24 protein-coding genes and 1 tRNA gene are annotated in these 24,294 nt (G+C 69.7%); 11 read left to right on the top strand and 14 right to left on the bottom strand.

The genetic code is table 11. The features are described from left to right. Positions 1-33: 33 nt before the first annotated feature. The gene (locus tag HUG10_RS11890) at positions 34-4,569 is read right to left on the bottom strand and encodes a PAS domain S-box protein (protein WP_179169784.1); all 4,536 of its coding nucleotides are present in this window, start codon (positions 4,567-4,569) and stop codon (positions 34-36) included. 54 nt (positions 4,570-4,623) lie between these two features. On the opposite strand from HUG10_RS11890, the gene HUG10_RS11885 reads away from it, so the two are divergent. Both HUG10_RS11885 and HUG10_RS11880 read left to right on the top strand, forming a co-directional pair. After that, a complete protein-coding gene (locus HUG10_RS11885) occupies positions 4,624-4,920 on the top strand; it encodes a hypothetical protein (RefSeq protein WP_179169783.1) in 297 nt (98 codons plus the stop codon). A gap of 121 nt (positions 4,921-5,041) precedes the next feature. After that, positions 5,042-5,533 carry a DoxX family protein gene (locus HUG10_RS11880; protein WP_179169782.1) on the top strand — a complete coding sequence of 164 codons (492 nt, stop codon included), beginning with the start codon at positions 5,042-5,044 and terminating at the stop codon, positions 5,531-5,533. Between the two features lie 199 nt (positions 5,534-5,732). Here the strand turns inward: HUG10_RS11880 and HUG10_RS11875 are convergent, their stop codons facing one another. From HUG10_RS11875 to HUG10_RS11865, 3 genes are all read right to left on the bottom strand, one after another. Beyond that, a complete protein-coding gene (locus HUG10_RS11875; protein WP_179169781.1) occupies positions 5,733-6,107 on the bottom strand; it encodes a DUF7344 domain-containing protein in 375 nt (124 codons plus the stop codon). 93 nt (positions 6,108-6,200) lie between these two features. Further along, positions 6,201-6,860 (bottom strand): helix-turn-helix domain-containing protein, encoded by a 660-nt coding sequence (locus HUG10_RS11870; RefSeq protein ID WP_179169780.1) that lies wholly within the window; start codon positions 6,858-6,860, stop codon positions 6,201-6,203. 180 nt (positions 6,861-7,040) lie between these two features. Then, positions 7,041-7,146, bottom strand: a tRNA-Arg gene (locus HUG10_RS11865). A 101-nt stretch (positions 7,147-7,247) separates the two neighbouring features. Between HUG10_RS11865 and HUG10_RS11860 the strand changes: the two genes are divergently transcribed. After that, positions 7,248-7,850, top strand: a complete 603-nt coding sequence (locus HUG10_RS11860; protein ID WP_179169779.1) for an AAA family ATPase — start codon at positions 7,248-7,250, stop codon at positions 7,848-7,850. Next, positions 7,847-8,278 (top strand): RNA-binding domain-containing protein, encoded by a 432-nt coding sequence (locus HUG10_RS11855; protein WP_179169778.1) that lies wholly within the window; start codon positions 7,847-7,849, stop codon positions 8,276-8,278. Before HUG10_RS11860 ends, HUG10_RS11855 begins: the two co-directional genes overlap by 4 nt. Before the next feature lie 51 nt (positions 8,279-8,329). On the opposite strand, the gene HUG10_RS11850 is transcribed toward HUG10_RS11855, so the two are convergent. After that, complete coding sequence (locus HUG10_RS11850; RefSeq protein ID WP_179169777.1) at positions 8,330-9,505, bottom strand: alpha-hydroxy-acid oxidizing protein; 1,176 nt, start codon at positions 9,503-9,505, stop codon at positions 8,330-8,332. 153 nt (positions 9,506-9,658) lie between these two features. On the opposite strand from HUG10_RS11850, the gene HUG10_RS11845 reads away from it, so the two are divergent. Continuing rightward, entirely contained in the window at positions 9,659-10,090 is a 432-nt protein-coding gene (locus tag HUG10_RS11845) for a nuclear transport factor 2 family protein (protein ID WP_179169776.1), read from the top strand. A 76-nt stretch (positions 10,091-10,166) separates the two neighbouring features. On the opposite strand, the gene HUG10_RS11840 is transcribed toward HUG10_RS11845, so the two are convergent. The 3 genes from HUG10_RS11840 to HUG10_RS11830 all read right to left on the bottom strand — a co-directional run bounded on the left by HUG10_RS11840 (position 10,167) and on the right by HUG10_RS11830 (position 11,586). After that, positions 10,167-10,319, bottom strand: coding sequence for a hypothetical protein (locus HUG10_RS11840; protein ID WP_179169775.1), 153 nt, complete (start codon positions 10,317-10,319; stop codon positions 10,167-10,169). Between the two features lie 69 nt (positions 10,320-10,388). After that, on the bottom strand, positions 10,389-10,946 hold the full coding sequence (locus HUG10_RS11835; RefSeq protein WP_179169774.1) for a magnesium transporter: 558 nt from the start codon (positions 10,944-10,946) through the stop codon (positions 10,389-10,391). Between the two features lie 55 nt (positions 10,947-11,001). Continuing rightward, positions 11,002-11,586 carry a magnesium transporter gene (locus HUG10_RS11830; RefSeq protein ID WP_179169773.1) on the bottom strand — a complete coding sequence of 195 codons (585 nt, stop codon included), beginning with the start codon at positions 11,584-11,586 and terminating at the stop codon, positions 11,002-11,004. A gap of 168 nt (positions 11,587-11,754) precedes the next feature. Between HUG10_RS11830 and surE the strand changes: the two genes are divergently transcribed. Continuing rightward, positions 11,755-12,600 (top strand): 5'/3'-nucleotidase SurE, encoded by an 846-nt coding sequence (surE, locus tag HUG10_RS11825; protein ID WP_179169772.1) that lies wholly within the window; start codon positions 11,755-11,757, stop codon positions 12,598-12,600. Positions 12,601-12,648: 48 nt separating this feature from the next. On the opposite strand, the gene HUG10_RS11820 is transcribed toward surE, so the two are convergent. Next, positions 12,649-13,914 (bottom strand): MFS transporter, encoded by a 1,266-nt coding sequence (locus HUG10_RS11820; protein WP_179169771.1) that lies wholly within the window; start codon positions 13,912-13,914, stop codon positions 12,649-12,651. Positions 13,915-14,029: 115 nt separating this feature from the next. Between HUG10_RS11820 and HUG10_RS11815 the strand changes: the two genes are divergently transcribed. Both HUG10_RS11815 and HUG10_RS11810 read left to right on the top strand, forming a co-directional pair. After that, positions 14,030-14,341: a hypothetical protein gene (locus HUG10_RS11815; protein WP_179169770.1), complete on the top strand. Its 312-nt coding sequence runs from the start codon at positions 14,030-14,032 to the stop codon at positions 14,339-14,341. A gap of 108 nt (positions 14,342-14,449) precedes the next feature. Next, positions 14,450-15,466 (top strand): nucleoside recognition protein, encoded by a 1,017-nt coding sequence (locus tag HUG10_RS11810; protein ID WP_179169769.1) that lies wholly within the window; start codon positions 14,450-14,452, stop codon positions 15,464-15,466. Between the two features lie 13 nt (positions 15,467-15,479). Here HUG10_RS11810 and HUG10_RS11805 read toward each other — a convergent pair whose 3' ends face one another. Next, entirely contained in the window at positions 15,480-16,586 is a 1,107-nt protein-coding gene (locus tag HUG10_RS11805; RefSeq protein WP_179169768.1) for a mandelate racemase/muconate lactonizing enzyme family protein, read from the bottom strand. 91 nt (positions 16,587-16,677) lie between these two features. Next, positions 16,678-17,316 carry a LysE family translocator gene (locus HUG10_RS11800; RefSeq protein ID WP_179169767.1) on the bottom strand — a complete coding sequence of 213 codons (639 nt, stop codon included), beginning with the start codon at positions 17,314-17,316 and terminating at the stop codon, positions 16,678-16,680. A 112-nt stretch (positions 17,317-17,428) separates the two neighbouring features. On the opposite strand from HUG10_RS11800, the gene HUG10_RS11795 reads away from it, so the two are divergent. The 3 genes from HUG10_RS11795 to HUG10_RS11785 all read left to right on the top strand — a co-directional run bounded on the left by HUG10_RS11795 (position 17,429) and on the right by HUG10_RS11785 (position 21,289). After that, on the top strand, positions 17,429-18,820 hold the full coding sequence (locus HUG10_RS11795) for a signal recognition particle protein Srp54 (RefSeq protein WP_179169766.1): 1,392 nt from the start codon (positions 17,429-17,431) through the stop codon (positions 18,818-18,820). 519 nt (positions 18,821-19,339) lie between these two features. Next, positions 19,340-19,930: a DUF7474 family protein gene (locus HUG10_RS11790; RefSeq protein WP_179169765.1), complete on the top strand. Its 591-nt coding sequence runs from the start codon at positions 19,340-19,342 to the stop codon at positions 19,928-19,930. A 42-nt stretch (positions 19,931-19,972) separates the two neighbouring features. Next, positions 19,973-21,289 carry an MFS transporter gene (locus tag HUG10_RS11785; protein WP_179169764.1) on the top strand — a complete coding sequence of 439 codons (1,317 nt, stop codon included), beginning with the start codon at positions 19,973-19,975 and terminating at the stop codon, positions 21,287-21,289. A 30-nt stretch (positions 21,290-21,319) separates the two neighbouring features. Here the strand turns inward: HUG10_RS11785 and HUG10_RS11780 are convergent, their stop codons facing one another. From HUG10_RS11780 to HUG10_RS11770, 3 genes are all read right to left on the bottom strand, one after another. Further along, a complete protein-coding gene (locus HUG10_RS11780) occupies positions 21,320-21,937 on the bottom strand; it encodes a hypothetical protein (RefSeq protein ID WP_179169763.1) in 618 nt (205 codons plus the stop codon). Between the two features lie 108 nt (positions 21,938-22,045). Continuing rightward, a complete protein-coding gene (locus HUG10_RS11775; RefSeq protein ID WP_179169762.1) occupies positions 22,046-22,663 on the bottom strand; it encodes an HAD family hydrolase in 618 nt (205 codons plus the stop codon). Between the two features lie 86 nt (positions 22,664-22,749). Further along, positions 22,750-23,493, bottom strand: coding sequence for a DNA polymerase sliding clamp (locus HUG10_RS11770; protein WP_179169761.1), 744 nt, complete (start codon positions 23,491-23,493; stop codon positions 22,750-22,752). Positions 23,494-24,294 lie beyond the last annotated feature (801 nt).

Here is a 24,294-nt window from a genome sequence, read left to right as displayed (position 1 = left end):
CCTCCCCCGGCCCGAACGGCGGTGGCGAAAGCGTCAGTCCTCATCTTGTCCTCCGAACGGGATGGTAAACCAAAAGGTCGCCCCTTCCCCCTCCTCGGACTCGACCCAGATGCGCCCCCCGTGGCGTTCGACGATCTTCTCGCACAGCGCGAGCCCGATGCCCGTCCCGGGGTACTCCTCGTTCGTGTGGAGCCGTTTGAACACCTCGAAGATGCGGTCGACGTGCGCCGGGTCGATGCCGATGCCGTTGTCCGAGATCCGGAACACCCACTCGCCGTCCCCGCGTTCGGCGTCGATCTCGACCCGCGGGGGCTCATCGTCCCGGTACTTGATCGCGTTCGAGACGAGGTTCTGGAACACCTGCTCGAGCTGGTTGCGGTCCGCGACCACCGTCGGCAGGTCGCCCACATCGATCTCCGCGTCGTTCTCCTCGATCTGCAGGCGGAGGTCGTCGAGGGCGTTCGAGACCGCCGCCCCGCTGTCGACGGGTTCCAGCGGTTCGGCCTCCGTCTCGACGCGTGAGTACGCGAGCAGGTCGTTGATCATCTCCTTCATGCGCTCGGCGCCGTCGACGGCGAAGTCGATGAAGTCGCGGGCGTTCTCGTCGAGTTCGTCCGCGTACCGCCCCTCCAGCAGCTGGAGGTAGTTCGAGATCATCCGCAGCGGCTCCTGCAGGTCGTGGGAGGCGATGTAGGCGAACTGTTCGAGCCGCTGGTTCGACTCGCGGAGTTCGGCGACCGTCTCGTTCAGTTCCTCCTCGTACCGCGCGCGCTCGATGGCGGTCGTCAGGATGTTCGCGACGCTCTGGACGAAGCTGACGTCCTTTGCGGTGAACCAGGTCCGGTCGGTGTCGTGGGTGCCGAGGACCCCCCACGGGTCCCCCGGCGGCCCGATGATCGTGCTGATGCCGGCCGACACGTCGTGCTCGACGAGCAGATCCGGGCCGCTGAACCGGGACTCCGTCGCGAGGTCGTCGACGACGACCGGCGCCGTCGAGTCCAGCGTGTACCCCGCCTGCGAGTCGCTCCCGGTCCCGACCGTGGCGTCGCCGACTAGCCCCTCGCGCCAGCCGACCCCGGAGCGCAACAGCATCTCGCCGTCCTCCTGCAACTCGAGCACCTTCGTGTAGTCGGTGTCGAGGGTGTCGGCGACCGCCTCGACCGCCTCGTCGAACAGGTCGGCGAGCGAGGGGTTCTCGAGCGCGCGCTGGCCCAGTTCGGACACGACGTCCTGCTGGCGCGCGCGGGCCTCGAGTTCCCGCTCGTGCTCCTTCCGCTCGGTGACGTCGACGAGGACGGTCTGTGCCGCCGGTTCGCCGCCGTAGGTGACGGGGATACTGGCGATGAGTACGTGCTTGACCTCGCCGTCGGCGGTGACGATCCGCCGCTCCGTCGGCGGGACCGACTCGCGGTCCTCCAGCATCGATCGGATGCGCCCCGTCGACTCCTCGCGCTCGTCGGGGTGGATGTACTCGATCGCGGGCGTCCCCACCAGCGACTCGGTGTCGTCGACGCCGATCAACTCGGCCGTGGCCTCGTTGGCGAACTGGATCTCGCCCCCGGCGTCGTACGTGACGATGGCGACCGGCGCGACGTCGACCAGCCGGCGGTAGCGTTCGCGCTGTTCCTCGATCTCGCGCTCGCGCTCGACGCGGTCGGTGACGTCCTGCACCATCAGCATCCCCGCGAAGATCTCGCCGTTACCGTTCCGTACGGGGAGCGTGTGCGCCTGCAGGTGGCGGTCGTGGTACTCCACCTCGAAGGTGGACTCCTCGCCCTCGAGGGCCCCGCGGAAGTACGGCTCGACCTCGGTGAGGAGGTCCTCCGGGAGGCGCTCGTCGACGGTGGCCCCGATGGCCTCCTCCAGGTCGATGCCCACCTTGTCGACGAGTTCGCCGCCCGCGGCCGTGTAGCGCAGGTCCTCGTCGAACAGGCCGACGAGGCCGTCGGGGAAGTGCTCGACGAGCGTCCGGTACCGGCGCTCGCTCTCCTCGAGCGCGCGCTCGTACGCCTTCCGCTCGCTGATGTCCCGGACGACGCCGACGCGTTCCGCGTCCCCCTCCTCGTCGGGGAGCATGGCGAACGTCGCCTCCGCGGTGACCGTCCCCCCGTCGGCGGTCGCGATCTCCGCCTCGATCTTGGCGGTATCCGTCTCGCCCGCGAGCAGTTCGCCCTCGAGTTCGCGGGCCGACGCCGCCACGTCGTCGTCGATGACGAGCGAGACGTGGGAGCCGACGAGTTCCTCGCGCGAGTACCCCGTCAGCTCGGCGTACGCCTCGTTGACCATCGTGAATCGCCCCTCGCCGTCGACGGTGTAGACGCCGTCGTTGACGGTCTCGACGATGGTGCGGAAGCGCTCCAGCTCACGCTCGTACCGCTTCCGTTCGGTGACGTCCTGGGACATCCCCATCGCGGCGAAGACGTCGCCGGAATCGTCCCGGACGGGGACGACCTGGAACTGGAAGAACCGGTCGCCGAGTTCGAGCTCGAACGTGCCGAACTCCCCGTCGAGTGCCGCCTCGTAGCGCGGGACGAGTTCGTCGGCGAGTTTCGACGGCAGGACCTTCTCCGCCGGCATCCCCTCGAGCTCCTCGACCGTGACGTCCGCCACGTCGAGGGGGGTGCCGCCGACGGTCCGGTAGTTCAGGTCCCCGTCGACGAGGGCGACGGCGCCGTTGGGGAAGTGCTCGATGAGCGTCCGGTACCGCTGCTCGGACTCCAGGAGCTGGCGCTCGCGCTCCTTCCGCTCGGTCACGTCCCGGAAGTACACCGACAGGCCCGTCTCCGAGGGATAGGCGTTCAGCTCGAACCATCCGTCGAGCGGCTCGAAGAACGTCTCGAAGGTGACCGACTCCTGGGTGTCCATCGCCCGCCGGTACTGGTCGCTGATCTCCCCCGCCGCGGCCTCCGGGAACTCCGCCCAGACGGACTTCCCGAGCAACTCGTCCGCGGAGCGCTGGAGGAGCTCCGCGGCCCGATCGTTGACGTGGGTGAACCGCCACTCCTCGTCCAGCGCGTAGAACGCGTCCGAGATCCGGCCGAGGATCTCGCTCAGCTCGCTCTCGAGCTCGTCCGTTCGCTCCTTGAGCTCGGTGATCTCCTTCCCCGTGGTGATCACGCGGTCCACGTCGCCCTCCGGCCCGACCACCGGCGCGGCGTTGATGGAGAACCAGATCCGTTCGCCGTCCGGCCGCTCGATCGCGATCTCCTCGTCGTAGACCGGTTCGCCCGTCTCGAGTACCCGGGCGGTCGGGCGCTCGTCGAGGGCCAACATCGTCCCGTCGGCGTCGGTGACGGCCCAGTCGTCGGTGATCTCGGTATCCTCGACGATCTCCCGTTCGCTGAGCCCCAGGACCTGCTGTGCCCGACGGTTCGCGAGGACGGTCTCGCCGTCCGCGTCCTGGACGGCGATGGAGACGGGGGCGGTCTTCAGCAGTTCCTCCGTCTGGTTCCGCTCCCGGCGGAGCTGGCGCTCCCGTTCCTTCAACTCGGTGATGTCGTCGCCGGTGGTGACGACCCGCTCGACCTCGCCGTCGTCGTTCGTGAGCGGGATGGCGTTCATCGAGAGCCACCGCCGCTCCCCGTCCGGCCGTTCGATCTGGCACAGCCGGTCCGGCACCCGCTCCCCGGTGGCGAGCGCCTCCGAGTAGGGGTGCTCCTCGGCGCTCATCGGCTCGCCCTCCTCGTCGAAGAACGGGAGGTCGGGGACCGAGTGGTTCGCGACTTCCTCCTCCGTGATGTCGAGGATCTCCGCGACCCCGCTGTTGGCGCGAGTGACGTTACCGTCGGCGTCGCGGACCATGATGCCGACCGGGGTGGTGTCGAGAACCTGGTCCAGCAAGTCGCGCTCCTCCTCGAGCGCCCGCTCGTAGTTCCGGCGCTCGGTCAGGTCGCGCGTCACCTTCGTGAACCCCGCGAGCGAGCCATCGTCGTCCCGGACCGCGGTGACGGTGACGTTCGCCCAGAACCGAGAGCCGTCGGCGCGCACGCGCCACCCCTCGTGCTCGGCGCGGCCCTCCTCGCGTGCGGTCTTCAGGATGTTCGCCGGGATGCCCCGCCTGACGTCGGTGTCCTCGTAGAAGACGGTGAAGTGCTCGCCGACGATCTCCCCCTCCTCGTACCCCTTGATCCGTCTGGCGCCCTCGTTCCAGCTGACGACGACGCCGTCGGGGTCGAGCATGAAGATGGCGTAGTCCTCGACCGCGCTCACGAACGCGCCGAACTGCTCCAGAACCGGCTGGTCCCCCTCGACGGACGGGACGGCGGCGGTCTCCGTCACCGCCGCGTCGGTCGACTGTTCGTCCGTCGGCTGTCCGTCCCGCGATGGTTCGTCCGCCGATCGGTCGGGGGGCGATCGCCACCAGATGCGACTTCGCGCCCCCGTCTTCTTGCTGTGGAGCTCCCCCTGCTCGCTCAACTCCTCCAGTTTCCGGTGGGCGGTCCGTCGCGTACAGTCGAGTTCCTCCGCGACCTCCGTGGCGGTCAACGGCGTACACGGTTCGTCCTGCCGTTCGAACACCTCCAGGGCGGCCTCCAGCGTCGTCTCCGGCGTCGGTCCCGGCGTTCCCATTACCCCACCATAGTAGACCAGCCCTATAACTCGTCCGTTGACGGAAGCGTTCGGATGGGGAGACGCTACTCCCGACTGACGAGGGAAGGCGGCACCGTGCGGACGTTCGGGGACAGGATGGAGACGAACAGTGACCGGTTCACTGTGGGTAGCCCCCGGTTTCGACTGGAACGCCCCGTCACCGACGCACCGTTCGTGTGCTCGGATCTCGACGGCGGTGGCGGTAGGGACACAGTGACGACGAGCGCCCGCCGAACGAGGAGAGTTACCAAGCGACAGCGCCGGAGTACGGTCCCCCTGCCGGACGTGACGATCGGTGGGGGTGTGGTCGGCGGTCGGTCGGGGACGTAGTCGGCGGTCCGATGCGGATCGCGCTCGCGGCCAGCGAACGTACCACATCCACGATATTTGCTGTCGGGGAACACGGAAATTAATTAGCGGACGGCGGGTGTACCCGAACTAGGTCCGACACATGTCATCGACCACTACCCCACGGAATCCGGCGAACGATCGATCGACCAGCATCGGGCTCCTACTGCTCCGGGTCGCCCTCGGCGTCGTGTTCGTGGTGACCGGCGTCGGCAAGGTGTTCCAGGTCGGGCCGGACGCGGTCCCCGTCGCCGCGCTGGCGGGGCTGATCTCGGGTCTCGGCTTCCCCGCGCCGACCGCCCTCGCGTGGTTCGTGAGCCTCCTGGAGATGGTCGGCGGCGCCCTCCTACTGTTCGGCTTCCTGACGAGGTTCGTCGCGGGCCTGCTCGCAGTCGACATGGCCGTCGCCACGTTCCTTTATCACCTTCCGAACGGCTTCGCCGTCGCGGACGGGGGCTACGAGTACACGTTCGTGCTCCTGTGTGCTACCGCCGCGCTCGTCTTCACCGGGCCGGGGCGCTACTCGCTCTCCTACGGCGTGCTCGGCGGGGAGTTGCTGCCGGTCGGTGGCGACTCATCTCGGAGCCACTCCTGACCGGCGAGTTTTCCGAGAACGGGCGTCTCCAGAATCGGGATCGAACCGACCGAGAGCGACGCGGTGGGAGGGGGCTACCCTTCCGGAACTGGTCCGGGAGCCGTGATCTGGCGACGACCGTCGCGACACGGGCGGTTCGTCGTCCGCCGACGCGATCCCGAAACCACGGCGGTACGTCGGTATCGCGTCGGTCCGTGCCCTACTCGGTCCGGAGCACGGGGTCCGCGATCGGGAGGGTCCAGCCGGGCCACACGAGGTCGCGGTCCTCGTCGATAGCGACGAAGCCCGCCCGGCTGAGCTTCGGAAGGTGAACGTGATGGAGCGACAGCCGAACCTCCCGCTCCAGTTCGTCGCTCCGCCTCTCAGATCCGGTGCCGGTTTCCAGCGCCGCGACCTCGCTGGCGAGTCTGACCCGTCCGACGGGTCGGGCCTCCGTGAGCAGCACCGTGAGGACGTGTCGCCGTCGAGTCGACGAGAGCGCGTCGAACAGGTTGTCCTCCTCGACGTCGGTGAGCGTCGTGAGGTGTTCGACCAGCTGTGCCGGCGACGGTTCGGCGGGCGCGTGTTCGCTCATCCTCTCACACGGTGCGAGTGGACGGTATCGGATACGAGTTGTAGTTGTTCGAACCACCGTTTTATAAGGATCGTCGACGGACCCGCGATTCGGCTACAACAGGTCGTTCGCGGACGAGCCGAGGACGTTCCGAAGGACCTTCTCGTTCCCCCTGCGGATCCGCTTCGAGAGCGCCTGCTGGGTGATGCCGAGGTCCTCGGCGAGGTCGTCGAGGCTCGCCTCGCTCGGGGTGGCGAAGTAGCCCCTGTCGAGCGCCAGCACGAGCGCTTCCCGCTGGTCGTGGGTCAGATCGAACGCCCGCACTCGGGAGGTCTCCTCGGTGAGCGTGTAGACGCGCTCGACGTGGACGGAGACGTCGTGTTCGGTGAGGTAGTTGTAGAACGCTGCCAGGGCTTGGTGGTCGGGGAACCGGACCCGGAAGTGCCACGTCCCGTTGCTCGTTCCTTCGAGGATTGCCCCGCCCATATCGTGTATTCCCTTCAGCAACACTCCGGTCTCCCCGACCCAGTCGACGCGGTAGTGCACCATGTCGTCGATCCGGTCGAGGGCGGTGAGGCCCGTCACCAGATCGCTCTCGCGGACTTGTGTTTCGAGCGCGTCGAAGTCACCCCCTGACGCCCAGAAAAAGGGGATGGACGACCCCCCCATCGGCACGAGCCGTTCGAGTTCGATGACCATTCCGGGGATGCCCCCGAGCGCCGTTCCCAGCGCGAACTCGTCCGAATCGATGGTGAACTCGAGGATGACGCTCACGAGTGTGCCTTATTCCGTCCCCAGGCGGAAAGGCGTGCGCCCTGCTAATGTGGCGTAGAAGCGGGCGCGACGGGATTTGAACCTCGGTCGCACGGTCGCCTCGTTTCACTCGGCGCTGCGTGCTCCCTGGTTCGGAATCCCGTGGGTCGCCCTCCGAGTCTCGCTATCGCTCGACCACTACGGGCGCGACGGGATTTGAACCCGCGACCGTCGGATGGCTCCCCACACCGGAAGCCCGGTGCGGTTAGAAGTCCGACGCTCTCAATCCGGACTGAGCTACGCGCCCTCGTCCGAGCAAACGCGGGCAACGGCAAAAACGACCCGATTCACCCCCCACGCTCGGCGGTCCCGCAGGTCTTAACACCGACAGCGGCGAACCGGGGAGCGATGCGAGTCATCGGTACCGTCGGGCTGCCCGGCAGCGGCAAGGGCGAGGTCGCCGCCGTCGCCGAGGAGGAGGACGTGCCCGTCGTGACGATGGGCGACGTCATCCGCGAGGAGTGTCGCAGCCGGGGACTCGACCCCGCCGAGCACCACGGCGCGGTCGCGAAGGCGCTCCGCGAGGAGGACGGCCCCGCCGCCATCGCCGAGCGGACCGTCCCGGCGGTCCGGGAGGCCGCGTCGCGGGCCGGGGCCGACGCCGTCCTGGTCGACGGCCTCCGCTCGATGGTCGAACTGGCGCGCTTCCGCGAGGCGTTCGGGGAGAGCTTCCTCCTCGTCGCCATCACGGCGCCGTTCGACCTCCGGGCCGAACGGCTCGGCGCCCGCGGGCGCGACGACTCCGACCTCGACGTCGAGGCGCTCCGGAAGCGCGAGGAGCGCGAACTCGACTTCGGCATGGGCGAGGTCATCGACGCGGCCGACGTGACCATCGACAACACGGGAACGCTGGAGGCGTTCCGACGGCATGCCCGGGATCTGCTCGTCGAGGACATCGAGCGATCGGCGGCCGACGGGACGCGGGAGGCCGACGCGGGGGGTCGAACGTGACGACCGTCTACAGCATCGACGCCCGGATCGAGGTACCCGTCCGGGACACCGAGGTCACCGCCCGCGTCGCCGACGCGGTCGAGAACCTCTTCCCGAACGCGGAGTTCGAACACGAGCCGGGCACGCTCGTCGCCGAGACCCACACCCTCGACCCGTTCTCCGATCAACTCCACGAACAGGAGATCCTCGACACCGCCCGCCGGGAGTTCGCGAAGGGCACGACCGAGGACGGCTTCTCGTTCTCGCTGAAGAAGCAGGCCGCCTTCCAGGGCGTGATCAACTTCTCCGTCGGCGAGCCGGACGAACTCGGCGACATCGAGGTGACGGTGACCGTCCGCGAGCCGACCGTCGAGGAGTATATCGACCACATCGCGCCGCCGACCGAGGACGGGCGGCCCGTCGACCCGAACGGCAACCGGCGGCGGTAGGCCGAAGCGTCGCGCGCCCCCTTTTCCCGAAGCACTGTTCCCGTACCCTGCTCAATCCGCGAGCACCGACTCGTCCACGTCGGACAGTTCTGTACACCCGATGAGCCCCATCGCCAGGTCGAGGTCGGCGAGGAAGTTCTCGCACACCTCCCGGACGCCGTCGGCGCCCCCGAGCGCCAGCCCGTACACGTACGGCCGGCCGAGCAGCACCGCGTCGGCGCCGAGCGCGAGCGCCTTCAGCGCGTCCGCGCCGCGGCGGATGCCGCTGTCGAACAGCACGTCCGCGTTGTCCCCGACCGCGTCCACGACGTCCGGGAGCTGATCCAGCGCCGCGACCGCGCCGTCGACCTGTCGGCCGCCGTGGTTCGAGACGACGACGCCCGCGGCGCCCGCCTCGACCGCCCGCTCCGCGTCGGCGGGGTGCAGGATTCCCTTCGGCACGACCGGCATGTCGCTGTACTCGCACAGCCACTCGAAGTCGTCCCAGGTGAGCGTCGGGTCGCCAAACACCTCGATGAACTCCTTGACGGCGGCCAGTTCGTTGTCCTGGACGTCGCCGTCCAGCCGGTCGCGGAACGTCGGGTCCGAGAAGTAGTTGGCGACGCCCTCGCCGTCGAGGAACGGGAGGTACGCCCGCTGCATGTCGCGCTCGCGCCACGCGAGCATCGGCGTGTCGAGCGTCACGACGAGCGCCTCGTAGCCCGACTCGGTCGCGCGATCGACGAAGCTCTTCGCGAGGTCGTGGTCCGCGCTCCAGTACAACTGGAACCACCCCGGCGCGTCTCCGAGTTCCTCGCGGACGTCCTCCATCGTCGTCGACGCGGCCGAACTGGAGACCATCCCCATCCCCAGGTCGTCGGCGGCGCGGGCGGTCACGCGCTCGCCCTCCTCGTGGATGATGGACTGGACGCCGACCGGCGCGAGCATGACGGGGTGATCGAGGTCCGTCCCGCAGACGGTGGTCGAGAGGTCGCGCTCGCTCACGTCGCGGAGCACCCGCGGGAGCAGGCGGCGTCGACGGAACGCCTCGCGGTTCCGGTCGACGGTGTCCTCCCCGCCCGCGCCGCCGGCGACGTAGTCGAACGCCTCGGGCGTGAGGGCGTCGAGGGCGGCCGCCTCCAGGTCCTCGAAGGACATCGGGAGGTCCGGCGTGACGTCCGCCATCCCCTCCATGAACACCCGCGTCTGCCGCCTCGGTCCGGGCTGGTCCGGGAATCCGTCGCTCATGGACGGGGTGTGTCGGCACGCCCGCAAATAGGTTCGCGTGACTGCGGGTTCGTCGCGGCTGGACCGTCGGGGAAACGGACTGACGCCACGAAACGGGCGATACGGGCACGACCGGGGGAACGTTTAGGCGCCCGTACGAACATCATCAACGTTATGGAAGAATACCGGACGATGACCGAGGAGGAACGGACGGACCTGGTGGAAACCTACTTCAGACGGCTCGACGCGGGCGAGGAGTTCCTCGACCTGTTCGCCGCGGATGCGCGGGTGTTCTACCCGAAGTGGGGCGTCGCGACCGGGACCGACGAGATCGGGGAGCTGTTCGGCGACGTGGGCGGGACGGTGACGAGCATGGCCCACGACTACGAGTACTTCAACTACGTCGTCGACGGCGACACGGTCGTCGTCGAGGGGACGAGCAGCGGCGAGACGGCCGACGGGGTCGAGTGGCACCCGGACGGCGAGCCCGGCGGGGGCCGCTGGTGCGACGTGTTCGAGGTCCGCGAGGGGGCGATCCGGCGGCTCTTCATCTACCTCGACCCCGACTACGCGGGCGCGGACACGGAACGCTACCCCTGGCTGTGAGCGGCAGCGGGGGCACCCGCCGGCGGCGGTCACACTCCATCCGTCGGGCGGGAGTGGTTCAGACAGTCCTTACGAGTTACCCGGTCCCTGCCTCCTCGCGCGGGTCGTGTCTCCGCCCGCACTCGTCGCAGACGTAGTGGGACACCCGCCACCCGCCGCCCGTGGTGTACCGCGCTCGGTAGGAGTCCGTCGCCCCGCACCGGGGACAGACGCGGGGTGCGGGTTTCATACTCGACTCTCGGTCCCCCGTCAGGTAAACGGTTCCCCGGGCGCCCCCCGAAGCGGCGGTGGAGCCGGCTCAGGTGAACACGATCACGGCCGCGAACAGCACCAGCACCCCGAGCACGTCGCAGACGTTCGTCACGACCGGGATCACCACGTCGTCCGGGTCGAGCGAGAACCGGTAGGCGGCGTACGTCGCGACGAGCGTCACCGCCACCGCGAGCACGGCGAGGGTGACGCCCGAACTCACCGCGACGAGCACGACGGTCCAGGGCGAGAGCGCGGTCGACCCCGTGAGCGCGGCCAGCGCCCACGCGCCGAGGCCGACGACCGGGAACAGCGTCGCCGCCAGCGCGACCGTCGCGAGCGCGTTGCCGGCCAGGTCGTCGTCCGTCGGCGAGAACGAGAGCGTCCCGAGGTGGAACGCCGTCGAGAGCCGCGAGGCCAGGATCGAGCCGAGGTTCCCCGCGGTGCCGATGGTCACCGGCACGAGCACGAGCAGCGACGGCGCCGACAGCAGGCGCTCCTCGAACGCGCCGAGCACCAGCCCCGAGCCGAGCTCCACGAGCGTGAGCACCAGGAGGAGGGGGACCATCGTACGCGAGATGCGCCGGACGGTCCACTCCTCGGTCATCCCTCGCCTCCGGCCGCGGCCGTCCGTTCGGCCGTGATCGGTCGCCCGACAGGCGTCATCCGCCACCCCCGACCAGCGCGAGCGTCGCCCGTACCGACAGCAGGAGGAACAGCGTACCGAACACGTCGCCCGTAGTTGTGACCAGTGGGCCGACCAGCGTGTCCGGGTCGAGCCCCCGCCGGTAGCCCGCGAAGACGACGAGGATGACCACACCCGCGAGCGCGACGCCCGAGAGCACCCCCGCCAGGGTCGCGACGAGGACGAGCGTCCCCGCCGGCGCGACCGGTTCGCCCAGCAGGGTGAGGACGAGGTACGCGGCGAGCGCGGCGAAGGCCGCGATGCCGATGCCGTTCGAGAGGGCGGCGGCGACCGCCCCACGCAGGCGTTCGTCACCCGCGCTGACCCGGGGTTCGACGAGCCCCTGGTGGAGCCCGGTCGAGAGCCGCGCGCCGAAGCTCCCGTACACGTTCCCCCGCGTCGCGAGCAGCGCGGGCACGAGGACGAGCAGGCCGGGGACCGCCCGGAACTCGGCGCGCATCCCCCCCAGGACGACCCCCGCGAGCAGCCCCCCGACGACGCTCGCCGACAGCGCCGGCAGCGCCTCCCGGTAGGCCGTCCGGGCCGTCTCCCCGATTCCCATAGCCCGCCCAAGACGCCGACGCGTCAAAAAATCGGGCGTGTGTCCGAATCACACGCCACCGTGCGGCGGCGGCCCCGCGGGGCCGGTCGAGGATGGATCGATCGCCGCCCGACGAACTGAGCCGGAACGGACCGACGTATCCTTTGCGACGCGGGCCGCACTCCTGGCATGACCGATCCGCACGTCCTCCTCACGAACGACGACGGCATCGACTCGCCGGGGCTCGCGGCGCTGTACGAGGAGCTCCGCGCGGTCGCCGACGTGACGGTCGTCGCGCCCGCGACCAACCAGTCCGGCGTCGGCCGGTCCCGCTCCCGCGCGGTCGACGTCGACGACCACGAGTGGGGGTACGAGGTCCACGGCACGCCCGCGGACTGCGCCGCCTACGCCCTCCGCGCGCTGGAGGCGGAGTTCGATCTCGTCGTCTCCGGCTGCAACCTCGGGCCGAACTGCGGAGAGTACCTCATGGGCCACTCGGGGACCGTCGGCGCCGCCGTCGAGGCGGCCTACCTCGGGACCCCCGGGGTCGCGGTCTCGGCGTACCACCGCCGGGAGTTCTTCCCACCGAACGGGTTCACCTTCGACGTGCCCGCCGCGGTCACACGCGAACTGGTCGAGCGCCTCCCGGAGTCGGGCGTCTTCGACGACGTCGACTACCTCTCGGTGAACACGCCGCTGGAGGAGCACGGGGAACTCCGCGCGGTGGAACCGCTGGCCGACTACGACGTCGACGTCCGCGAGGCCACCGACGACGAGCGCGAGCAGTACGACGGCGAGTTCCGACTGGAGAGCGACTACTGGGACCGCCTCGACCAGCCCGACCGCTACCCCACGCTGGAGCGGACGGCGTACTCCTACCCGGCCTGGTCGGACCGCGCGGCCGTCGTCGACGGCGACGTGAGCCTCTCGGCGATGCACATCCCCCAGGAGGCGGTCCACTCGGCGGCCGTCGACGACCTCGTCGCCACGTACAACGCCGAGGTGTCGGTGGGCGTCCCCGCGGCCGACGACTGAGCCGTCTCGCGAACCCGAGACTCGACCGGAGCGCCGGACTCCCAATTTTCACTCGCCGTCGAGCACGGCAGTCAGCGCCGTCAGCGCGACCGCCCCGACCATCGCCGCCGCCAGCACCGCGAACGCGACGCCGAAGTCGGTCGCGTCGGCGACCGCACCCACGACCGCGGGCGCGACCGCCCCGGCGATCATCAGCACCGTCCGGACGACACCGAGCCCCCCGCCGGCGAGGTCGTCGGGGATGACCTCGGTGAGGTACGCGGCGCGGACGGGCCGGTAGCCGTGCCCGCCGGCGCCGAACGCGACGATGGTCGCGCCGAGCACGACCGGTCCCGCCGTCCCGACTGCGAGCAGGGCGACGAGGCCGACCGCCGCGAGCGCCGTCGTCCCGCCCAACACCGACAGGCGGCCGACCCGGTCCGAGAGGTCGCCGGTGACGAGCTGGACGAAGCTGACGGCGAACAGGACGCTGTAGAGGAAGGAGGCGGTCGCGGGCGCCAGTCCGGCCTGCTCGGTCAGGTACAGCGGGAGGAACGCCACCGCGCCGTTGTACGCGAACGCGACGCAGAGCGTCACGCCGACGAAGGCGGCGAAGCGGGGCCTCCCGAACAGCGCCAGGTAGGTTCGAACGCCGGCCCCTCCGCTCTCACCTCCGCCACTGCCCGCCTCCCGGTCGACATCCGGAACCCGACGGGGGACCCTGAGCGCCACCGCGACCGCGAGGCCGATCCCCGCCACGCCGGCCGCGAGGTACAGCGCGTGCCAGTCGGCCACGTCGGCGAAGAACACGACCGCCGCGCCCGCGGCGACGCCGCTGAGGGCGCCGACGGTGTCGAGCACGCCGAGCGCCCGGCCCGTCCGCGCCGGGTAGGTCCGTGACAGCAGGCGGACGGCGGCCGTCTTGTGCGCGCCCGTTCCGAGTCCGACGAGCAACAATCCGGCGACGAGGAGGAGGAACCCGGCCGACGCGCCACCGAGGGCGGGGAGCGCGACCGGAACGTCGCCGGGAACCGGAACCGCGAGCACGAGCGCCCCGCCGGCGGCGACGAGGGCGCCGCCGACTACCACCCGGGTCGCGCCGAGGCGGTCCGCCAGCGCGCCGGAGGGGAACTGCATCAGCGCGTAGACGACCATCATCGCGGTGTAGGCGGCCCCGAGCACGGCGTTCGAGACGCCGAACTCCGCCCGGAACGAGGCGGTGGCGAACAGCGGCGGGAGGACGTACCGGAGGAACTTCGCGAGGAACCAGACGAGCGCCGTCAGCGCCAGCGCGTCGTAGACGGCCAGGCGTCGCAGGCGCGCGGTCGTTCCCATCGGCCGACCCGTCGGCGCGCCGGGCCAAAAGGTGAGTGAATGCGGCGGGATAGCCCGTCCGTGCGGGGATGCCGCCGTCCTCGGACTTTTCCCGGCCGGCGACGGCGCCCGGAGCGTGCACACCAGACGCGACGCGCTTCGGCGGGGCGCACTCGGCGTCGCCGCGGCGACGGAAGTGGCGGGCTGTCTCGTCGCCGGGGCCGAGGAGGACTTCCCGGACCCCGGTCGGAACACCACGAACACGCCGCGCGCGCCGGTCGGCGGCCTGCGCGAACCGCTCCACCGCGCCGCCGGGTGGGAGGAGTATGCCTTCGAGTGGCGCCCGCGCACGGTGCCCAACGAACTCCGCCTGGCGGTCGGTGTCTCGGTCGTCTGGGAGGCGGACGTGACCCACTACCTCGACGACGTCCGGGTCGACCCCCTGTAGCTACGGCCGTACGGTCGGCCGATGGGCGAGACCCGTGGACGCGAGGCGAACCGAGCACAAACGAACCGGAACGGACAGCGATTAGTCGCGCCGCCGCGGAGGGTCGGTGTGGACGTAGTCGGCCTGCTCCCGCTCTTTGCGGACGCCCTGCTCCGGGTCGCGCGCATCGCCGCGCTCGTCGCCGGCGGGGTGTTCCTCGCCAACCTCGCCGTGGAGTTCGGCGCCGTCGAGCGGGTCGCTCGCCTCTCCCGGTTCCTCACCGGCCCGGCGAACCTCCCGGACGAGGCGGGGACGGCCATCCTGACGACGGCGGCCTCGACGACCGCCGGCTACGGGATGCTCGCGGACTTCCGCGAGTCCGGCCGGCTCTCGGACCGCGCGACGCTCGTGGCCGTGACCATCAACACGTTCTTCGGCTTCGTCCAGCACGTCTTCACGTTCTACGCCCCGGTGCTGATCCCGATCCTCGGCTTGCAGGTAGGGCTGATGTACGTCGGCGCCCGCGCGGGCATCGCGCTCGCCATCACTCTGGTGGGCGTCCTCGGTGGCGCGCTGTTGCTCCCGTCGGAGGGGGCGTCCGGGGGGTCGAGTTCGACGGACGCCGAAGGGGGGACGACCGACGCCGAGGCGGCCGAACCTGGAGCGGCCGAAGCCGAGGCGACCGACGGCGGCACGGCGACGCCACGGGATCGCGTCCGGGCGGCCGCCGACTCCTCGATCTCGACGCTCCGGCGCATCGTCCCCCGCCTGGCGGTCGTCTACGTACTCGTGACCGTCCTCGTCGCGCGAGTGGACGTCGAATCCCTGTCCGCCGCGGCCGGGCCGCTCGCGGAGGTCGCGGGGCTCCCGGCCGCCGCGATCCCGGTCGTCGTGATCTTCGCGTTCGACACCACCGCGGGCGCCGCGACGGTCGCGCCGCTCGTCGGCGACGCGCTCTCGCCAGAGCAGGCGGTGGCGACGATGCTCATCGGCGGGATCGTCTCGTTCACGGTGTCGACGTTCAAGCGGTCGATCCCGTTCCAGTTCGGCGTCTGGGGGCCGGAGTTCGGCACGAAGGTGGTGGCGCTGAACACGGCGCTGAAGGTCGTGTTCATCGGGACCGCGGTGGCGTTCTTCCTGATCTGAGCGGGGGCGTGGGTCACTCGACGCGGTACTCGTCGACGACGCTTCCGTCGAGTTCGACGCCGAGTCCTGGGTCCTCGGGGAGCGAGACCAGGCCGTCCTCGACCGCCAGCGACGAGGTGAACAGCGCGTCGAACAGTGGAAAGTCGGTCGTGTCGAACTCCAGCCACTTGGTCGCTGGCGAGGCGGCCATCACGTGCATCGTCGCCGCGAGGCCGACCCCCGTCGTGAAACAGTGCGGCGAGCAGACGACGTCGAAGGCCTCCGCGAGCGTGCAGACCTTCTTCTCCTCCGTGATTCCCCCGCACCGCATCGTGTCGGGCATCGCGTAGTCGACCGCGTCCGCCTCGAACAGTTCGCGGAACCCCCACTTCGTGTACTCGTTCTCGCCGGTCGCGATCGGCACGTCGAGTTTCCCCCGGAGCGTCGCCAGCCCGTCCACGTCGTACGGGGAGAGCGGCTCCTCGTACCAGTATACGTCGTACTCCTCGAGCATCCGACCGACGCGCAGCGCGTCCGCCCGGTCGTACCCGCAGTTCATGTCGACCATCAGCGCCGCGTCGCCGATGGCGTCGCGAATGGCCGCGACGCGTTCCTCGTCGGCGTCGACCCCCCGCCCGAGGTGGGTCTTGACCGCCGAGAAACCCCGGTCGACGTACCCCGCAGCGCGGTCGGCCATCACGTCCGGGTCGTCCCAGAACAGATCGCTCGCGTACGCTTCGAGCCGACCACTTCCGTCGGCATCGCCACCGAGCAACCGGTAGACCGGCTCCTCGTGGTACTTCCCGGCGATGTCCCAGAGCGCGATGTCGACGCCGCTGGCCGCGGCGACGCCCTGCCCCTTCCGGTCCCAGTAGAGGTCGTCGGTCAGCATCGCACCCCACAGGCGCTCGACGTCGAGGGGGTCCTCCCCGATCAGCCGGGGGGCGTACTTCCCCTCGACGATGCGCTCGACGATGTACGGTTCGGGGCCGACCCCCTCGCCGATCCCCGTGATCCCCGCGTCCGTCTCGACGACTACGAACGCCGCGCTCCGGATGTCCGTCTCGCGACCGCGCGACACCCCCAGGGGCTCGTCGAGGTCGACCTGCACCTGCACCGTCTCGACGTCGGTGATATCCATGCCATTCGATACCACGCACTGTCCCTTATAGCCTCGACAGCCACCACTCGCCCCGTTTCCGACGGTCGGCCGGCGCGTCCCGATGCCCGGCTCACACCACGCTCGCGACGAGTACCCCGGCCAGCACCACCAGCACGCTGGCCGACACCACGCGAACGCCGCGTCGCTTCCGTGGGTCGTCGAGAAGTCGCCCCGCCCGGCCCGCCAGCGCGCCGACCGCCCCGAGGTAGAGGGCGCCGAGGACGGCGTACACGACGCCGAGCACGAGCATCGCGCCCGTCGCGTCCGGACCCCCGGCGAAGCCGGGGAGGAACGCGAGGAAGAACAGCGCCACCTTCGGGTTCGCGGCGTTGGTGAGCAAACCGCGCCGGTAGCCCGCGCGGACGCCCGAACCGGTATCGAGGGTGCCGTCGTCGTATGCTCCCTCCGACGCGGCGAACTCGTCGTCGCGGAGCGTCTCGACCGCGAGGTAGCAGAGGTAGGCCGCGCCGAGGAGCGCGACGGCGCGGGCGAGCGCCGGAACCGCGCGGAACAGCGCGGCCAGGCCGAGCGCCGCCGCGGTCGCGTGCCCGAGGACGCCCGTCGCGACCCCGAGCGCGGCCGCGACGCCGACGCGCGGAGAGCGGAGCCCGCGGGTAAGCACCACCACGGTGTCCTGGCCGGGGACGAGGATGAGCGCGCCCGCCGCGAGGACGTACGCGACGACGGTGGGGGCGTCGAGGCCGAACACGGTTCTGTGTCCGTGGGTAGCTGGCAAACGTGTTGTGAAGTCCGGATTCTCGCCGGACCGCCGCCGCCCAACGAACAAAGCCTTTACCGCGCGGACCGCCTACGTCCGGCAAATGGTACTCGACGACCTCGGGAGTTCCCTGCGGGACACGATGGACACCCTCCGCGGGAAGTCCCGGCTCGACGAAGCCGACGTCGAGGAGGTTGTCCGGGAGATCCAGCGCTCGCTCCTCTCGGCCGACGTCGACGTGGGCCTCGTGATGGAGCTGTCGGACAGCATCGAGACCCGGGCGCTGGAGGAGGAGCCGCCGGGCGGGACGACCGCGCGCGACCACGTCCTCAAGATCGTCTACGAGGAGATGGTCGGGCTCATCGGCGAGTCCACGGAGCTCCCGCTGCAGGAGCAGACCATCCTGCTCGCCGGCCTCCAGGGGTCGGGGAAGACGACCTCCGCCGCGAAGATGGCCTGGTGGTTCTCGAAGAAGGGGCTCCGCCCCGCGGTCATCCAGACCGACACCTTCCGGCCCGGCGCGTACGACCAGGCCAAGCAGATGACCGAGGACGCCGAGGTGCAGTTCTACGGCGACCCCGACGCGGACGACCCCGTGCAGATCGCCCGCGATGGGCTCGAGGCCACCTCGGACGCCGAGGTGCACATCGTCGACACCGCCGGCCGCCACGCGCTCGAGGACGACCTCATCGCCGAGATCGAGGAGATCGACTCGGTCGTCGACCCTGACCGCTCGCTGCTCGTGCTCGACGCGGCGATCGGCCAGGGCGCGAAGGACCAGGCCCAGCGGTTCGAGGAGTCCATCGGCATCGACGGCGTCGTCATCACCAAGCTCGACGGGACGGCGAAGGGTGGTGGCGCGCTGACCGCGGTCAACGAGACTGGCTCGTCCATCGCCTTCCTCGGCACCGGCGAGACGGTCCAGGACATCGAGCGCTTCGAGCCGAACGGCTTCATCTCGCGGCTGCTCGGGATGGGCGACCTGAAACAGCTCTCCGAGCGTGTCGAGCGCGCGATGGAGGAGACCCAGGAGGAGGACGACTGGGACCCCGAGGACATGATGGAGGGCGAGTTCACCCTGAAGGACATGCGCAACCAGATGCGCGCGATGGACCGGATGGGCCCGCTCGACCAGGTGATGGACATGATCCCGGGCCTCGGCGGCGGCATCATGGACCAGCTCCCGGACGACGCGATGGACGTGACCCAGGACCGGATGCGGAGCTTCGACATCCTGATGGATTCGATGACCGAGGCGGAACTGGAGGACCCGAGCGTCATCGGCGCGGAGCGCCAGCGCCGCATCGCCCACGGGTCGGGCGTGCCCGCGGAGCGACTCGAGGAACTGCTGGAGCAGCACCGGATGATGAAGCGGACGATGGAGCAGTTCGCCGGGATGGGCGACGGCGACATGCAGCGGATGATGAAGAAGATGCAGAACCAGGGCGGCGGTGGCGGCGGCGGGATGGGCGGGATGGGCCCGTTCGGCGATTAGGTGACGCTGCTGTCGTTACGGGGATTCGTTTCGAGCTCTTCGCTGCTGTGTTCGATTGGATAGCGACGACTGCTCCCGTAATGACGACCACGGAAGCCCCCGCGACTCTCGGCTCCCGCGAGCCACTCTGTGCTCCTCGCCTCGGTCGTGGTTCGAGGGAGCGAAGCTCCCTCGTCATCACGAGACGGCTTCGCCGTCTCGCACGACTCCGCTCCCTCGGCTGTGGTGCTTGAGGCCTCGGGGCTCGCCGAGAGTCGCGGCCCCTTCCATTCCCACCCGCCGGGGGTTCAGCCGAGCGATGCGACCCGACTACCGAACGTGCACGCCGTCGGTAGTCCGCAGGAGCGGTTGCCGCCCGACGGTTGGCGGGATGCGGCGGTCTCCACGTCGCTGGCGAACGCGCCGACGCGATATCTCGACTACTACTCCGCGAAGCACGCCACCCGACACCGACCACCACCTCCCCGCCGGAACCACGAAACCTAAGACCCAGTGTGAACACGGACACCAACGTCGACCATGCCGCGGTTCGCGTACCCCTGTCCGGGCTGTCGCACCAGCAACAGCCTGCACGACGCCGCCTGCGACTTCGAGGGGACCGCCTGGAACCGCGTCGAGAAGGCGTACACCGACCTGCTCGCGGTGCTCGTCCGGGAGACGATCACCGAGGACGCCCTCCGCCACGCCGTCCACGGCGAGTGGGGGCGGCTCCACAACGCCGCGCTCGACCTGCTCGTCCGCGAGGGCCGGGTGCAGGAGACCGACGCGGGCCTCCGGCTGCTCACCGCCGAGGAGTACCGCGAGGAGGTGTCCGAGCCGACGACCGAGCCGATGGCGACCATCTACCGCCAGGGGAGCTACCCCGGCGCCCACGACAACGCCGTGTTCGCGATGATCGCCTGGTACGAGATGGTCGGGCTCTCCTGGGAGGAGACCCGCCAGCACACCATCGAGTGGCTGGAGGAGTCGGGAACCTGGGCCCGCGGCGGCTTCGAGGAGGCCTCCCCCGGCGCGTTGGTGGACAAGAAGCGTCACGTGTACGAGGCCGGCTACGGCTGGAAGGAGAAGGCCCGGGCCGCGAAGCGGGTCATCGAGGCCCACAGGGGCTGAGACTGGCACAAGGCTAAGCCCCCGGCCGCCGAACCCGGCGACGTGTCGCTCACGCGCTCGGCCTCCGTCGGTGACACGGAGTCGCCGCCGGCAGGGTCCCGGCGCGCGGTCGCCGTCGTCGTCGGCGTCGTCTTCCTCGACCTGCTCGGCTTCGGTGTCGTCATCCCCGTCCTCCCGTTCTACGTCCGCTCGCTCGGCGTCAGCGACCTGTTTATCGGGCTGCTCGCCGCCTCGTACTCCCTCGCGCAGTTCCTCGCTGCCCCCACGCTGGGTCGTCTCTCCGACCAGTACGGCCGCCGGCCGGTCATCATGGGCTCGGTCGCCGCCGCGGCGGTCGCCTGGACCGTGTTCGGACTCGCCGCCGAGGTGGGGAGCCTCGCCGGCACCGCAGCGGCCGTCGCCACGCTGTTCGCCTCCCGTCTGCTCGCTGGCGCGGCCGGCGGGAACATCGCCGCCGCGCAGGCGTACGTCGCCGACGTGACGCCGGAGGACCGCCGCGCGGGCGCGCTCGGCCTCGTCGGCGCGGCGTTCGCGCTCGGGTTCGTCTTCGGTCCGGCCATCGGCGGCCTCGCCGCGAGCGACGGGGTCGTCGCCGCCGCCGACGGCGTCCTCCCGGCGTTCGTCCCGACGACCCGATTCTCCCTGCCCAGTTTCGTCGCCGCCGGCATGTCGCTGCTCGCGCTCGTCGCCGCCGCGCTCGTCCTGAAGGAGCCGACGCGGGAGCGTCGACCCACCCCCCGAATCTCGCTCGTCGAGTCGTTCCGGGCCGCGCTGGCGGATGCGACGCTTCGACCGCTCGTGATCGCCTTCTTCCTCGCGTCGGTCTCGTTCGCCGGCATCCAGGTGATGTTCATCCCGTTCGCGGCGGACTTCTACGGCTACGGCGCGACGGAGGCCGCGCTCTTCCTCACGTACATCGGCGTGATCGGCACGGTGAACCAGGGCGTGCTCGTCGGGAGACTGGAGCGTCGACTCGGCGCGGCCCCGCTCGCGCTCGCCGGCGGCGTCTCGCTCGCGCTGGCGCTGGCGCTGCTGCCGTTCACCCCGCAGGTGGGGAGCCTGCTCCCGTCGTTCGGCGGGCCGGCGTGGCTCGACGGCCCGCTGCTGGCCCTGCTCGTGGACGGCGCGCTGCTCTCCTTCGGCAACGGCGCGATCACGGTCTCACTGTCGACGCTCGTCTCGCGGGGGGCGAGCGAGGAGACCCAGGGCGCCGCCTTCGGCGTCACGCAGGGCGCCGGGAGTCTCGGACGGACGGTCGGGCCGCCGGTCGCGGCCGCCGCCTACGTCGCGGCCTACTGGTCGCCGTTCGTCGCGGGTGCGGTGGTGCTGGTGCCGGCGTTGCTGCTGTTGCGGCGGTGACGCTCTCGCTGGTCTCGATACGGAACCGAGTCACTGTCCGTGAACCCACGTCCAGGCGAGGAGGAGACCTCCAACGAGACACACACCGAGTGCCCCTAGCGTCCCCAGCAACACCGCGGCATCGGTCGACCGATACAGCCCCGCGAGGACGGGCAGAAGCGGGAGTGCGGCCGCGACGGCAACGACAACCGGCACGTACCCCATGCCGGCACGATAGCCCGCCACTCCGACGAACACAACGGCGAAACCGAGCGCTACGAACAGTCCGCGCTGTATCGGGCGCACGTCGATGGACGTCCCGGCGTACGTCGTCAGTTCGTAGTAGGTGCCGCCCTTCTCGATGACGTACATCCCCGACCCGTACTGTGCGTAATCGCTGTAGTGGAACTCGGGCGGACGGTTTGCCTCGCCGGTAACTGTGGTGTGTCCGTCCGAGGATGCGAGCGCGGCGTCGATCACGTGCCGAGCCTCGGGTGAGAGGTCGTCGTACTGGTGAATCTCGGCCTCCGAGGGAACGTCGCTCTCCTCGATCGGTTCGATGGAGTGCCGGTGCGCCGGCGGGTCGGCCGGAAGCGCGAGCAGGGCCGAGTTCCCCACGAGCGGAACTGCGACGAGGAGGGCGAGTCCGAGGGCGAGACGGGGCTTCACGTCGGCGTCATCCCGATCGGATTGTAAATGCTTTCAGGTCGACCACCCGTGAAAACGGCGCGCTCGAGGCAGACCTCTGCTGCTGTCGGTTCGGCGCGGGCCGGGGTTCTACCGAATCCTGGCCACGGCATCCCCCACCGACTCCGGGCCGTCGACGTGAATCGCCCGCCAGCCGCGTTCGCGAGCCCCCGCTACGTCCGCCTCGTCGTCGTCGCCGACCATCACGTGCTCGTCGGCCGGGAGGAGCTTCTCGGCCCTGGCGAACACCTCCGGGGCGGGCTTGTGCCGGCCGACCTCGTAGCTCGTCAGGGTCGCGTCGAAGTACCCCAGCAGCTCGTTGGCCTCCAGTTTCCCGCGCTGCCACTCCTCGAGCCCGTTCGTCAGGACGCCGAGCGCGACGCCGTCCGCCGCCTCGAGTTCGGCGAGCGCGTCGTGGACCGCCTCGGGTACCTTTGCCGCGTCGAACTCGGCTTCCCGGATGGTGTCGACGAACGCGACCGCGTCCACGTAGGACCCCGTGGCCATCACGGCGCGCTCGACGCCGGCGCGGAACGGGTCCGGGTGGTAGTTCCGGAACGCGTCGAAGAACCGATCGTAGTACGCCTCCAGGAACGCGTCGGTCGGGTCGATGCCCATCTCGACGCAGGCGTGCTCGACGACCGCGCCGTAGTCGTCGAACGCGAGGAGGGTCCCGTCGAGGTCGAACCAGACGGCGACGTCGCTCATGCGGAGAGGGGGCGCCGAACGGCCAAAAGTGTGGTGAGCGCCGGGACGACGGTCGGACCGGGGAGCGCGGGCGCGGTTGATCCGGTTCAGTCGCTCTGGATGCGCGGTGCGAGCATGAACGTGGTGTGGCCCATGCCCTCGGCGAACTCGTAGTGGAGCTTCACGGGGAACTCCTCGCCGAGTTCGATGCGGACCTCCGCGTCCGACGGAATGGCCTTGTTCATGTCCTTCAGGTAGTCGAGCGAGAACAGCGAGTCGGCTGGGCCGGCCTGGAGGTCGATGAGGTCCTCGCGGGGGAGCCGCAGGTCGACGTCGTCGGTGTCGCCCTCGGCCTCGATGATGAACGCCTCGTCGGCCTCGTCGACGCGGAGGCGGATGTGGTCGCTCACCATGTCGGCGGCCTTGATACCGCGGTCAAGCTGGGCGCCCTCCAGGACGATCTCGGCGGCCAGATCGAGGTCGGGGATGTCCGGCTCCTGGCGGATGGAGTCCGGGTCGATGAGAGCGAGCGTGTAGCTGAGCCCCTCCATCTCGATGTGGAGCTTGCGGGTCTCCTCGTCGAGTTCGAGGTGGACGAGGTCCCCGGAGCTGGCCATGCCGGCGATGTCCTCGAGCCGGTTGAGGTTCACGCCGATGACGCCGCCGTCGGCCTCGTAGGACTCGAACGCGGCGGCTTCGAGCGACAGGTCGACCATCCCCACGTTCGCGGGGTCCACGGCCCGGATCGCGAGCTCGTCCTCGTTCAGCCGGATCTTGCACTCGTCGACCAGCACGCTCACCGAATCGAGCGCGTCCCGGAGGGTCGACGCGCTCACGATGGCCTTGAACATATACGACCCGCTACGGTTGACCCCCTCAAAATACCCGCGGTTCGCGCCCCGAACGAACGGCCGCACGGCCGCCGGAGGCCGCTCAGTTCGGCGAGCTACCCCCGATGGTGAACGGTGGAATCGCGGGGCCTGATTGAACGTTCGCGAGGGTAGAATGGTGCAGTGAGGGTGGTGGAATGGTGCGATGAGGATGGAGAGTTCGGGCGAGGCGGAACGAACCGCATAACCGCCTCGGCCCGCTACTGAGAGGAAATGGGTCGCAAGGACGAGTACTACAACTACTTGTAGCTGATATGGATATCATATATCCACACACTTCTCACGAATATGTCTAAGACTCTCTATTTTTATTTACAATCGCTCACATTGGTTCCGGCGAGATATCCAATTCTCCAACTTCTATCAATCATAACCATTGAGCCCCTTCGTCCACCTTCGCCAAGCTTTATAATGGTCAAGGAGTAAGAGTTCCCTGTCCGTCACTCAGGCGGAAGTCAACTCCAACCGACGGACTGGCGACACAACCGCTCTCCCAACTAGTGGTGTGCCGCACAGTCGGGAAATGGAGCTGCAAAACCTCTAATCTGCACCTTTCAAAAAACACCGCCAGCAGTTAGCTGAGCGGGGTAATTCATCCCAACTTGTTAGTAGCCTGTTAGCACCAGATGTCGTACGCGCTGAGCGCGAATATCGATAGTCCTACCAAGACGAATATAGCCACAAGCACGAGTGCCGCGGTTGTTTCGCCCATCATCACGACGGCGCCGAGTGCCGCCAACAACAGTACGGTGCTGCAGAATA

The sequence above is a fragment of the Halorarum halophilum genome (assembly GCF_013401515.1).
GTDB lineage: Archaea > Halobacteriota > Halobacteria > Halobacteriales > Haloferacaceae > Halorarum > Halorarum halophilum.
The sequence above is the reverse complement of the archived record's forward strand: the minus strand, read 5'-3'. Positions and strand labels throughout refer to the sequence as shown.